The following is a 12,690-nucleotide window of genomic DNA, read 5'->3' as shown; positions in this document are numbered from 1 at the left end:
CGCTCGGCGAGCCTGGTCAACGCTGGGGCGTTCCGGGCGCTGAGCGGCAGCAGGAAGCAGGATGGCGAGCCCATGCCGGCACGGTCGGCGGCCGGCTCCGGGTCCGCGCTCCGCAGCACGAGGTGACAGTTCGTCCCGCTCAGGCCGAAGCTGTTGATGCCGGCGAACAGCGTCTCCCGCTCGTCGTCGGACCAGGCCACCGTCCGGTCGTTGACGAATACAGGCGTCTGCGCGAACGTGATGTTCTGGTTGGGCTCCTCGAAGTTGAGGCTCGCCGGCAGGACCCGGTGCTTGAGCGACAGGACGAGTTTGGCCAGCCCCGCGAGGCCGGAGGCGTTGTCCATGTGGCCGATGTACGTCTTGACCGTGCCGATACCGCAGAACTGCTTGCGGGCGGTCTGTCGGGAGAACGCCCGCTCGATGCCGCTGACCTCGACGGGGTCGCCGAGCCTGGTGGCGGTGCCGTGCGCCTCGATGAAGCTGACCTGCTCGGCCCTGACCCCGGCGTCGGCGAGGGCCTCGGTGATGAGGTCGGCCTGCGCGTCGGCGTTGGGCGCGGTGATGCCGTTCGACGCCCCGTCCTGGTTGATCGCGCCGCCCATGATGACGGCGTGGATGTTGTCGCCGTCGCGCCGCGCCCGTTCCAGTGACTTGAATACGAAGACGACACACCCTTCAGCGGCGGTGGTGCCGTCGCACTTCTGGTCGAACGTCCGGGTGTGCCGGTCTGCGGCCAGCGTGTCCTGGATGTCCTTGAGGCCGATGCCGGACTCGTCGTCGGCGTCGACCGGGAGCAGGTCGGTCTTGACGGCGCCGACGATCGCCATCGAGCACTCGCCGTTCTGGATCGCGCGGTACGCCGTGTACGCGGCGACCAGGCCCGACGAGCAGGCCGTGTCCACCAGCAACGACGGTCCCCGCAGGTCAAGCAGGTAGGCGATCCGGCTGGCGATCATCGACCGGATGTTGCCGGCGACCGCGATCTCGGGCGCGCCGGGGTCGACCGCCTGGATGATCGCTCGGTAGTCCTCGCCGAAGTCGGCCGACATGCCCGCGTAGACGCCGACCTTCCCACCGCCGATGTCCTTGTTCAGGTAGCCGGCGTCTTCGAGCGCGGCCCAGGCGGTCTCCAGGAAGATCCGCTGATTCGGGTCGATCGCCTTGGCTTCCTGCCGGGACAGCGAGAAGAACCGGTAATCGAACTCGGACACGCTGGGCAGCCGGGTGCCGCCGGAGTAGCGCTCGGCCGCGATCGGCAGCCGCACGCCGCGTGCGGCGAGGTAGGCGTCGACGTCGGCACGTCGGGCTTCCGGCAGGTCGCGGTACCCCTCCTCGCCGCGCAGCAGCCTCGACCAGAACTCGTCGAGGTTCTCCGCCTCGCCGATCCGACCGCTCATCCCGATGACGGCGACGGGTTCGGCTCTGCGCCGTGGGCTGGAGCGCGTGACGCGGACGTCGGCACCGTCCGGGGGCTCCGTCAGGTCCAGGTCGTCAAGATCGAGCAGGGAGCTCATGTGGCGAGCGCCCCCTCGTTCGTCCGGAGGCCGACCTCACGGGTGCGGCGCAGGATCGACTCGATGCGGTCCCGCTGCTCGGCCTCGGCGACCCGCTTTGTCCGCATGATGGTGAGCAGCAGGTCCAACGCGGTCTGTTTCTGCTGGTCGGAGAGCGACTCCTGGTCGAGCTTGCTCAGCTCCTGGAGCTTGCGGTACGACAGGACGACGCCGTTGTGGTATTCGTCGGCGTCGAAGTTCCGGTTCCGGGTGGCCGCGGCGGCGCCCAGGCACAGCCCGACCACCCCGGGCTCGCGCTTCTTCAGCTCGACGAGGTGGTCGAGCACCGCGCCGACCCGATCGGGCTCCTCGTCCAGGCTGTACACCTCGCCCGAGCCGACGGCACCGGTGAGCATCCTCTTCAGGACCTGCTTCGGCCCGACCTCGATCCACACCGCTGCCTTACGGTCCACCAGGGACGCCACGATGTCGCTCCACCGGACCGGACTGGTCAGCTGGACGGCCAGCGTCTCCCGGATGGCCTCGGCGCTCTCGTACGCCTCGCCGGTGACGTTGCTGTAGACCGGGACGGCGGGCTCGGTGATCGTGACCTCGCTCAGCGCCTTGGTGTACTCGGGCAGCGCGCCGGCCATGAACGTGCTGTGGAACGCGCCGGCGACGTTGAGTTTCACCACCCTCGCCCCACGGTCCTCGAGGTAGGCGGTCATACCCTTGAGGCTGTCCAGGCTGCCCGACAACACAGTCTGCAGCTCACCGTTGTAGTTGGCGACCTGCACGTCGTGACCCGCCGCGTTGAAGTCCTCGACGCACTTCTCCACGTCGGCGACCGGCATCCGCACCGTGGCGATCATCCCGGTGCCGCTGTCTGCGGCGCAGCCCTCCATCGCCTCACCGCGCACCTTGACCAGGCGTACCGCGTCCTCGAACGTCAGCGCGCCCGCCGCGAGCAGCGCGGTGATCTCCCCCAGGCTGTGCCCGGTCAGGTAGGAGACCGGCACCTTCCGCCCCGCGGTCATCACCTCGTACATCGAGTAGCTGAGCACCAGCAGCGAGACCTGGGCGTACCTGGTCCTGGTCACCTCGGCGGGCGGCGCGGTGAAGCACAGGTCGGCCAGCGAGTATCCGACGATGTCGGACGCCTGCCCGAAGCGGTCCCGCACACTCTCGTGCTCGTCGAACCACTTCCTGCCCATGCCCGCGAACTGGGAACCCTGCCCCGGGAACACGATCACGAGATCTTTCATGACTGTACCTTTTTCTTCGACGCGGGCCTGCCCAGGATTCCGAGGACTTTCAGGTGGCCGCCCATCAGCTGTTCCACCCGCGCGGGGTCCACCTCGCGGGCGTGGTCGATCCGGACCACGACGGGGTCGGCCAGGACGTCGATCGCGTACACGACGTCGAAGTGGCGGAGGAGGTCGGCCTCCGCCACCTGCCGGGCGCTGCCGCACGCGACGGACACGGTGCGGTCGACACCCCGGCAGGCGACGAACCGCTGCAGGTCGAGCCGGTCGTTGTGGTCGCGTTGCCGCCGGTAGTCGGCCAGCACGTCGGCCAGGTCGGCCGTGCCGGCGAAGTCGAACCGGACCACGGTCGCCCGGGCGTCGTCGTCGACGACGCACAGCGAGATGTCGTCCGTTCCGAGCAGTTTGTGGAGGGTGACGGCGAGCGCGACGTGTGCCAGGTCCGCCGGATCCTGCGCCCCGCTCGTACGCAGCCGTCGCAGGGTGGCCATGGTCCGTGCGGGCAGCACGGCCTCGACCCGGCCGTCCGCGGTGGTGTCGTGCGCGAACCACGATTCGGGCAGCTGGACACCGAAACCGGTCAGCAGCGCGTCGGCTTCCTGCCCGGCGAGCCTGGAATCCAGGAGCTTGCGGAGCTTTCCGATCGTCGGGTTCGCGAACAGGTCGCTCACGTCGAGCATGCCCGGGAACCGCTGGTGCAGCTCCTCCATCAGCAGGACCAGGCTGAACGAGTTGCCACCGAGGTCGAAGAAGCTCTCGTCGGCGCCGATCGGAACCTCGCCGAGGACCTTGCGCCATGCCGTGACTAGTTCCTGGGCGACGCCCGTGCCCCGCTCCTCGGGACGCCCCGGCTCCACCGGCTGGCCGGCCTGTGCCACCAGCGTCTTGCGGTCGACCTTGCCGCTCGTCGTCATGGGGATGTCCGACACCACGGCCAGGGTCGCCGGGACCATGTAGTCGGTCAGCCGCTCGGCCAGCCAGTCGCGCAACGCCTCCGGCGCCAGGTAGCCGCCTTCGCGTACCTGATAGAACGCGCGGATGACCTGGCTGCCGCTCGGCAGGTCCTGGACGATCACCGCTGCGCCGGTCACCAGGTCGTGCCCGGTGATGGCGAGTTCGATCTCGCCCAGCTCGACCCGGTAGCCGCGGATCTTCACCTGGTCGTCCATCCGGCCCAGGCAGTGGACCTCGCCGCCCTGCCACAGCGCGCGGTCGCCGCTGAGATAGATCCGGCCGTCCCCGAACGGGTTCGGGAGGAACCGCTCGCGGGTCAGCTCGGGCCGGTGCAGGTACCCGGGCGACACACCCAGCCCGCCGATCCACAGGTTCCCGGTCACCCCCTCGGGCACCAGCCGGAGGTTGTCGTCCAGCACGTAGAACGTGGTGTTGGCGATCGGGGTACCGATGCTGACCCCGGTGTCCCCGGTGAGGTCCTTGACGCTCGACCAGATGCAGGTCTCGGTCGGGCCGTAGACGTTGTAGACGCCCAGCGACGGGTGCTCCCGCAGTCGCGGCAGCAGGTCCTCCGGGAACGCTTCGCCGCCGACGACGAGTTTGTCCAGCCGCGCCAGCGTGGCGCGGCCCGCCTCGGGGTCGGCGAACAGCAGGCGCAACCGGGTCGGCGTCATCTGGAGGTACTCGACGCCGTTGGCCGCGACGAACTCGGCGATCTCCGCTGGCGTACGGACCTCCGACTCGCCCGCCACCACGACCGTTCCGCCGGTGACCAGGGTCAGCAGCGTCTCCAGCAGGTGGATGTCGAACGACGGGGTGGTGAGGCAGCCCACCACCTTCTGGTCGGCCCACCCGAGCGCCTCGGGCATGCCGACGAGGAAGTTCGCCAGCGACCCGTTCGTGACCGTGACGCCCTTGGGTGTACCGGTCGACCCGGACGTGAAGATGACGTACGCCAGGTCGTCCGGCCCGCCCGGCGACCCGGCCGGCGGGGACGGGTCGACCGAGGTGTCCGCCGGCAGATGGAGCGCGATGTCGCCGAGTTCCACCGCGGCGGCCAGCTCCTTGCCGCAGACGACCCTCGTGGGGTCGGCGGTGTCGATCACGAGCCGGAGCCGCTTCGTCGGGTCCTTCACGTCCATCGGGAGCCACGCGGCGCCGATCCGGTTGACCGCGAGCATCAGCGTGACCAGCTCGGGTGTCGGCGGCAGTAGGAGCCCGACCAGGTCACCCCGACCGAGGCCGTGCTCGCGCAGCACACCCGCGTACCGGTGCACCCGTTCGGCGAGGTCGGCGTAGCTGACCTCCTCGCCGCGGTACCGGATCGCGGGTCGTCCCGCGTGCTCCCGCACCACCGTGTCGAACATCTCGGCAAGGGCCGGCAGGTCCGCGACGACCGGCCCGGTGCCCAGGGCCAGGAGCCGGTCCCGGGTCTCGTCGTCCAACCGGGACAGGTCGCCCACCGTCTGGTCCGGCTCCCGGACCACCCTGGCGATCAGGTCCACGTACTGCTCGGCCAGCTCGGTCATCCGCCGCTCGCCGTACACGCCGGAGAAGTTCAGGTCGCCGAACAGGCCGCCGTCGCGCTCGGTGAGCTCCAGGGCGAGCGCGAACATCGAGCGGGGCACCCCGAAGTCCTCCGACGTGCCGGTGACGTCGCCGAACCGGTGCACGCGTTCGCGGGCGTTGGTGAAGGTGAACATCACGTCGAACAGGGGGTTGCGCCCGAAGTCCCGGTCGAGGTCCAGCTCCTGGACCAGGACCTCGTAGGGGTAGGGCGAATGCTCGACGGCGGCGAGGCTGGTGTCACGCACCGCGCGGAGCAGGTCCGGCAGGCGGGTGTCCGCGGTGGTACGGATGCGCAGCGGCAGCGACTGGGCGAACATGCCGACGGTGTCGTCGAACGAGCCGATGATCCGCTGGTCCAGGGGGACGCCCACGCACAGGTCGTCGGTGTCCGCGGCGGTGGCTAGCAGCACCGACCACAGCGACAGGTAGAAGATGAACGGCGTGGTGCGGTGCCGCTCGATGACCGCCTTGGCCGCCTGGTGCAGCGCGTCGTCGATCCGGAAGTAGTGGTGCGTTCCGGTGAAGTCGTTGACCAGCGGGTACGGGGAGTCGGTCGGCAGGTTCAGCGGCGGCGGGACGGTCTCGAACTCGCGCAGCCACCACCGCCGGTGTTCCTGGTAGGAGGGCAGGCCGACGGAGCGCGCCTGCTGCCGGACGAACGACGGGTAGCCGTCGGACCGTACCCGCGTCAGCTCTCCCCGCCCGAGGTACTCGGCGAGGTCGTTGAGGAGGATGTCGATCGTTCCGCCGTCGGCGATGATGTGGTGCAGCGAGAGCAGCAGGTGGTGGGTGCCGTCCTCGTCGATGACGATGCCGTAGCGCCACAGCGGCGGGTTCGCCAGGTCGAACGGCCGGTTCATCACCGCGACGACGTCCTCGGTGCGCAGTCCGGGGTCGCGCCTGTGGTCGAAGAGGTGGAACTCCGGGGTGACCTGCGCCGCGACGCGTGCCGTGATGTCGGTCGCGTCGATCTCGTAGTAGCCGCGCAGCTTCTCGTGCTTGTCGGCGATCGCCTGGAATGCCTCGGCGAGCCGCTCCCGGTCGGGGGCACCGTCGAAGCGCAGACCGGCCAGGATCTGGTAGGCCTCGTTACCGCCGCGCATCCGCGACAGCACGTAGATTCGCTTCTCCTGCTCGGACACCGCGGTGGGGTCGAGCGGTGCGAGGTCGGCGTCCCGGGGTCCGGCGGGCAGCCCGCGCGGCGCGGTCGACGTCGACCGCCGGAAGTCGAACCCGCCGCGGCGCAGCGCGTCGACGCTGGTGCGGATGGCCTCGAAGATGCGGTCCTGATGCTCGCGGGTGTGCGCCAGCGAAAAGAAGGCGGTCCGGCGTTCCCACACGTAGACGCCGTGGAACACCATGAGCTTGAAGAACAGGTTCAGCGTCAACGACATGTGGCTCATGTCGCGCGGGACGAGCGTCTCGTACTTGTACAGCGACGCGAAGTGCGACACCTTCAGCGGCACTTCCTCCGCCTCGAAGTAGTCGTTCACGCGACGCGCGAAGTCGGCGGTGACCTGGTTGAGAGCGGCGAGTTCGGTGGCGCCCCGCTCTCGCAGGTAGGACAGCACGGCCCGGCACGCGGCCATCGTCAACGGGTGCTTGCAGAAGGTCCCGGCGAAGAACGTCGTTGGCACCGCCGGCGTGGAGTCGTCAACGTCCGACCACGCGCCACCGTCGACGGCGTCGAGGTACTTGCTCCGGCCGGCGATGATGCCGATCGGCATCCCGCCCCCGACGAGCTTGCCGTACAGCGACATGTCCGACTCGACGCCGAAGTGCTCCTGCGCACCGCCCAGCGCGATCCGGAAACCCACGATCATCTCGTCGAAGATCAGCGCGATGCCGTGCTCCGTGCAGATCTCGCGCAGCTCCCGCAGGAACTCGGTGGGCTGCAACGTCGGGTTGCGCGACTGGACCGGCTCGACCAGCACGGCGGCCAGTTCGGGGCCGTGCCGCCGGATGCGGTCCAGCGACTCGGCACTGCCGTAGGTGAGCACCATCGTGTCGTCGACCGCCGACTGCGGAATGCCGATCGAGGTGGGGATGCTGTCCTCGCCGTCGGCCTCGGCCAGCACGGCGTCGTAGCTGCCGTGGTACGAGGTGAGGAACCTGACCACCTTGTCCCGCCCGCTGACGGCCCGGGCCAGGCGCACCGACACCATCACCGCCTCGGTGCCGGTGTTGCAGAACGCGACCCGCTCGGCGCCGGTCATCTCGTGGACCAGCTCCGCGACCTCCCCCGCGATCCGGTTCTGCGGGCCCAGCTCGTAGCCGCGGTCGAGCTGGTCGCGTACGGCATCGAGGATGAAGTCGGGTTGGTGGCCGAAGAAGTGGACGCCGTAGCCCATCGCGGTGTCGACATACTCGTTGCCGTCCAAGTCCCAGAACGTCGCCCCGGACGACCGGGCCGACACGACCGGGTAGACCGTATCCTTGATGCTCGGGTTGAAGTTCAGCGAGGCGATCCAGTCCGCCAGCACCTCGCGGTGCTGCCCGGTGTACGACCTGGAACTGGGGGTCTTCGCGGTGAACCGCGCCACGAAGTCGCGGATGAACGCGCCCTGTTCGGCGGTGAGCCGGTCCTGGCTGAGCTCGATGTTGTTGCTGTACGTGCCGACCTTGCGGGCGGGCGCCGGGCGGCGCTTCGTCACCTCCGGGGCGGCCGGCGCGACCGGCGTGCCGACCGACGCACCCGTCGTCGCGCCCGACAGCACCACCAACTGCTGCTGCATGATCTCCAGCTGCTGCCGGATGATGGCTTCGACGCCGGGCGCCGGCGGGGCCGCCGGGTCGAGTCGACCGCGCGTCTCGGCTACCGGCGCTGCGGCGACCCGCGGCTGCGGGACCGCGGTGGCCGTGGGCTCCGCCGGGGGCACCGGCGCCACCTCGCGGGGCCGGTGTTCGAGGACGAAGTCGGCCAGCAGGCCGGGCGTGTAGAGGGACTCGAAGAACGCCTTGTTCGGGATGTCGATGGCGTACTCGGCCTCGAGGCGCTTGCTCAACTGGACGAGCATCAGGGAGTCGATGCCCAGCGCGAAGAGCTGCACCGACTCGTCGATCGCGTCGAGGCTGACCCCGGTGACCTGGCTGACGCACCGCCTGACGAACATGAGTACCGGCTCGCGATCGGCCATCCGCTGGACACCGGTCCCTTCCTGTTCGGCGACGGCGGACCGCGCCACGTCGATGCGCGCGGGGGCGCGGTCGGAGTACCAGATCCGCTGCCGGTCGAACGGCGTGCGCGGCAGGTCGCGGACGAGGGTGCCGGCCGCGCCGGGCAGCCGGTCGTACTCCAGCGCCCGGCCCAACTGCCAGAGTTCAGCCGCGCTCTCCAGCAGCTGTCGGCAGTCCGAACGTCCCTTTCGCAGGCTCGGGACGACGATGGCGGTGTCCGCGAACTCCTGCGCGATCAGGCCGCCGACCGTGGCCGTCGCGCCGACCTCGACGAAGACCCGCGATCCGCGGCCGATCGCGGCGCCGACGGCCGCCCGGAACAGGACCGGCTCCACGAGGTGCCGGCTCCAGTACGCCGCGTCGATCGGCGCGTCCGCCGTGACCGGCTCGCCGGTCCGCGTCGAGATCCACGAGATGGCCGGCGGGTCGAACTCGTGGTGCCGGATCTGCTCGTACAGGTCGTCGGCGGCCTGGGCCATCCGGACCGAGTGGTACGGGTGCGAGACGTCCAGGCGCTCGGTGAAGATCCGCTGCTTGCGCGCGGCCTTCAACACCTTGGTCATGCTCTCGGCGGACCCGGCGACGGTGGTGTTCTCGGCGGCGTTGACCGCGGCGACGGAGACGTCGGGGTAGTCGGCCAGGAGCTGCTCCGCCCGCTCCCGCGAGCACAGCAGCGTCGCCATGGAGCCGTCGCCGGTCGAGGCCGCCACGACCCGCGCCCGGCGGGTCACCAGGTCGACCGCCTGGGTGAGACTCATGACGGAGGCGAAGCAGGCGGCCGCGTACTCGCCGATGCTGTGGCCGATCACGGCCGACGGCGTGACGCCGAGCGCCTGCCAGTACCGCGCGAGCGCCAACCCGACCGCGAAAATCATTGGCTGGGTGTACCGCGGTGACCGGAACGTCGCCTCGTCGTCGCCGAACATGGCCTCGATCGGGGAGACGTCGCCGATCCGGCGGAACACCCGGTCGATCTCGTCCAACTCGCGCCGGAACAGCTCGGCGTGCTGGTACAGCTCCCGCGCCATGCCCGGGTACTGCGTGCCCTGGCCGGAGAAGACGAACACCTGGCCCGGGTCTACCTGGTCACGGCTGGTCCCGGCGGCCAGCACCGCCTCGACCGCGGCCGGGATGCCGGTGACGGAGTCGCAGACCAGTGCCGCCCGGTGTCGCAGGCCCGCTCGTCGGGCACCCAGCGTGTGGGCGATGTCGGCGAGGTCGGCGGTCGTGCCCTCGCTCCACTCGGCCAGGTTCCGCAGGGCGGTGCGCAGCCCCGCGTCCGACTTCGCCGAGACGGGCAGCAGACGCGGCAGAGCGGGGGACGTCACCGGCGCGGGGCGCGGCTTCGGCTGGTACTCCTCCACGATCATGTGGGCGTTGCTGCCGCTGATGCCGAAGGAACTGATCCCGGCGCGCCGCCGGCCGCCGGTCGGCTGCCACGCGATCTCGTCGGCCACCACCTCGATCGGGATGGCGTCCCAATCGATCAGGCGGTTGCCCACACGGAAGTGCTGGGTGGCCGGGAGACGGCCGTGCTGCATCGACACGATCACCTTGCACAGCGCCGCCATACCCGCCGCGGACTCCAGGTGCCCGAGGTTGGATTTCACGCTGCCGACGTACAGCTTGTCGGTCCGGCCGGCGAAGACCCGGGCCAGGGCGTTGAGTTCCTGCGGGTCGCCGATCGGCGTACCCGATCCGTGGGCCTCGACGTAGGAGACGTCCTCGATCCCGACGCCCGCCTCGGCCATCGCGGCCTCGACCGCCCGTTGCTGGGCGGCGCCGTTCGGGACGGTGAAACCACCGCTCTGACCGTTGTGGTTGATCGCCGATCCGCTGATCACGGCCAGGATGTCGTCACCGTCGCGTTCGGCGTCGGACAGTCGCTTGAGGATGACGACCGTCCCGCCCTCGCTGCGGATGTAACCGTCGGCCCCGTCGTCGAAGCTGCGACACCGCCCGGTCGGGGACAGCGCCTGCAGCCGCGACCACGACACGTGGCCCTCGGGGCTGAGGATCAGGTTCACCGCCGCGGCGACGACCATGTCGCAGCCGCCCTGCCGGAGTTCCCGTCCGGCCTGGTGCAGCGCGTACAGCGAGGAGGCACAGGCCGCGTCGATCGCCTGGCTGGGACCTTCGAAGCCGTAACTGTAGGAGATCCGCCCGGCCGCCGAGTTGGCCATGTTCCCGGTGTAGGTGTACCGCTCGGCCGAGTGACCGAGGTTCTTGCCGACCTGGGCGTAGTCGTTGTTGTAGATACCGACGAAGACACCGACGCGCCGGCCCCGCCCGGCCGTCACCGGGTTGATCCCGGCGTCTTCGAGCGCCTCCCAGGTCAGTTCCAGCAGCAGGCGCTGCTGCGGGTCGATCGACTCGGCTTCCGCCGGTGAGATGCTGAAGAACAGCGGATCGAACTGGTCCACCTGGTCGAGGTAGCCGCCCTGGGTGGTGGTCACCTCGCTGGTGTCGAGGGCGCTGTGCGACCACCGGTCGGCGGGCACCTCCCGCACCACGTCGACCCTGCCGCTCAACGTCTCCCAGAGCTGGTCCCGTGTGCTGATGCCACCGGGCAGCCGGAACGCCATGCCGACCACCGCGATGGGCTCCGCGGAGAACGGGCCCGGCGACGCCGGGGCGGCGGCGCGCGCGTCGGTCGGCTCGCGACCCCGCTCGACCCGGCGGGCCAGCTCGACGGTGAGCGCGTCCGCGGTGGGGTGGTCGATGATGAACGTGTTCTCCAGCGAGACGCCGAGTTCCCGGGCCAGCCCGCTCTGGAGCTCGATCAACTGCATCGACGTGCAGCCCAGCTCGAACAGACTCTTGGTGTGGTCGTCCCGGGCCAGCTCGGGGCCGATCCCGAGCACGCCCGCGACCTGTGCGGACACCAGGCTCGCCAGCGACGGGCCGACACCGGCCGGCCGGGTCGGCGCGGTGTGCGCACCGGAGCCGGCCGACGCGGGCAGGTCCAGGTCGGACAGGTCGATCGGCCGGCCACGCCCGGCGAGCACCGGCTCCCAGTCCACCGCGACACCCTGCACGTGCGCCTCGGCGAGCGAGGTCAGGAAGTGTTCGATGCGCTGCTGGTCGCGACGCAGGGAGGTGAGCACCGGCACCGTCGCGCCGACGGCTTCCACGGTCTGCCGCATGGCCAGGGTCAGCACCGGGTGCGCGCTCAGCTCGACGAACGCCTGGTAGCCGTCGGCCAGCATCGCCCTCGTGGCGCTCTCGAAGAGCATCGGCCGACGCAGGTTGTGGTACCAGTACTCCGCGTCCAGCCCGGCGGTGTCGAACCTCCCGCCCGTCATACCCGAGTAGAACGGGATGTCCGAGGTTCGCGGGTTGATCGACGCGAGCGAGGTCAGCACGGTGTCCCGTACCTCCTCGACGCGCGGCGAGTGCGCGGCCAGCGGCACGGATGTCACGTGCGCGTAGACACCCGCGACGCGCAACTGCTCGGCGGCGAGGGCGAGCACTGCGCTGTCACCGGAGACCACCACCGTGCGCGGCGCCATCACGCCGGAGACGTCGACGTCGTGGCCGTGCTCGGCGAACCACGAGGTCACCTTGTGCACCGGCAGCGCCACCACGGCCATGCCACCCCGGCCGGCCAGCGTCGACTGGGCGCGGCTCCACAGCACGGCGGTCTTCGCGGCGTCGTCCAGGGACAGCGCCCCGGCCACGTGGGCGGCGGCGGCCTCGCCGATGCTGTGCGACACGACCGCGTGTGGCTCGACGCCGTAGGACCGCCACAGCTCGGCGAGCGCGACCATGATCGCGAACAGCACCGGCTGCACGATGTCGGTCTGCTGGTACAGGTCCGGGGAGTCCGACCTCAGCACGTCGACCAGCGACCAGTCCACGTGGGGCGCCAGCGCGTCGGCGCAGTCCTCGACGCGCCGGGCGAACACCGGCGCGGAGTCGAGCAGCTCCTCGGCCATACCGGGCCAGACCGCGCCCTGGCCGGGGAAGACGAACGCCGGGCGGGCCACGGCCGCAGCCGTTCCCCGCACCACGTGCGGACTCGGCCGCCCCTGAGCGAGCAGGCGCAACGACGCTGCGAGTTCGTCGCCGCCCAGCAGCACAGCCCGGTGCGCGTGCGGCGGTCGGGCCGCCAGCGTGCGGCTCACGTCCACGGGGTCGGCACCGCTGTTCTCGACGAGGTCGTGCACCCGCCCGGCGAGGTCGCGCAGCGACTGTTCGCTCGGCGCGCCGAGGATCCAGGGAATGGTCAC

3 protein-coding genes (1 of these 3 cut by a window edge) are annotated in these 12,690 nt (G+C 70.5%); all 3 read right to left on the bottom strand.

The annotated features are described in order from the left end of the window. Tightly spaced (each overlapping or abutting the next), the 3 genes in view from ACGFIK_RS13880 to ACGFIK_RS13870 form a layout consistent with a single transcriptional unit that may run on beyond the window. Positions 1-1,514, bottom strand: the start of a protein-coding gene (locus tag ACGFIK_RS13880) for an SDR family NAD(P)-dependent oxidoreductase (protein ID WP_327026648.1). 3,073 nt of this gene lie to the left of the window's left edge; the window shows 1,514 of its 4,587 coding nt (coding positions 1-1,514); it begins with the start codon at positions 1,512-1,514; its stop codon lies beyond the left edge, outside the window. Next, a complete protein-coding gene (locus ACGFIK_RS13875) occupies positions 1,511-2,758 on the bottom strand; it encodes an ACP S-malonyltransferase (RefSeq protein WP_393339518.1) in 1,248 nt (415 codons plus the stop codon). Before ACGFIK_RS13875 ends, ACGFIK_RS13880 begins: the two co-directional genes overlap by 4 nt. Beyond that, a complete protein-coding gene (locus ACGFIK_RS13870) occupies positions 2,755-12,690 on the bottom strand; it encodes a non-ribosomal peptide synthetase/type I polyketide synthase (protein WP_327026650.1) in 9,936 nt (3,311 codons plus the stop codon). Before ACGFIK_RS13870 ends, ACGFIK_RS13875 begins: the two co-directional genes overlap by 4 nt.

Origin of the sequence: Micromonospora sp. NPDC048871 (assembly GCF_043198155.1) — a bacterium.
GTDB lineage: Bacteria > Actinomycetota > Actinomycetes > Mycobacteriales > Micromonosporaceae > Micromonospora.
Note: the sequence above shows the minus strand (reverse complement) of the source record. Positions and strands in the feature narration are given on the sequence as shown.